1 protein-coding gene is annotated in these 876 nt (G+C 73.9%); it reads left to right on the forward strand.

Annotated elements, in window-relative coordinates; genetic code table 11:
- Window positions 1-750 (forward strand): ACT domain-containing protein (locus tag KBX39_RS32150; protein ID WP_210874189.1); only part of this gene is annotated, 750 nt, incomplete at its 5' end.
- Between the last annotated feature and the right edge of the window lie 126 nt (window positions 751-876).

Raw genomic sequence — 876 nt, forward strand, 5'->3', positions numbered from 1 at the left:
AACGAGGCGCAGGACAAGGCCGGTCTGGCCGTGGCCAAGAGCGTCAAGCTGGCGCTGCAGGGCGAGTTCGTGCCGGACGCGGTGAACGTGCAGGCCGGCGGCGTGGTCGCCGAGGACGTACGCCCGCTGCTGCCGCTGGCCGAGCGGCTGGGCCGGGCGTTCACCGCCCTGGCCGGCGGGGTGGCCGCCAGCGTCACGGTCGAGGTGCGCGGTGAGATCGCCGCCCACGACGTGTCGGTGCTCAAGCTGGCCGCGACCAAGGGCCTGTTCAGCTCCGTGGTGGAGGAGCAGGTCACCTACGTCAACGCGCCGCACCTGGCGGCCGAGCGGGGTGTCGAGGTCACGCTGGCCACGCCGGGCGAGACGGTCGACCACCCGAACCTGGTGACCGTGCGCGGCGCGCTGCCGGACGGCCGTACCGTCCGGGTGTCCGGCACCGTGGTGCACACCGGCGCCCGGGACGTGTTCAAGCTGACCGAGGTGGACGGCTTCGACGTCGAGATCGGCGCGGAGGGCATCCTGGTCTTCCTGCGCTACGCCGACCGGCCCGGCGTGGTCGGCACCGTCGGCACGCTGCTCGGCGAGGCCGGCGTCAACATCGCCGCCATGCAGGTGGCCCGCCGTGAGGCCGGTGGCGAGACGCTGATGACGCTCACCGTCGACCAGGCGCTCGGCGCCGACCTGCTCACCTCCGCCGCCGACTCGATCGGCGCGGTGGCGGCCAGCGCGGCCGACCTGCGCGACGTGTAGTCCGGACAGGACACATCGGGGCCCGGCCGGATGCGGCCGGGCCCTTCGTCGTTCCGGCCGGTCAGGAACGCACGCGGGCCGGTGGCGGGTAGACCGAGCCGTCCTGCGCGTCGAAGAGCATCAGGT

The sequence above is a fragment of the Micromonospora sp. D75 genome, from assembly GCF_018070405.1.
Taxonomy (GTDB): Bacteria; Actinomycetota; Actinomycetes; order Mycobacteriales; family Micromonosporaceae; genus Micromonospora; species Micromonospora chalcea.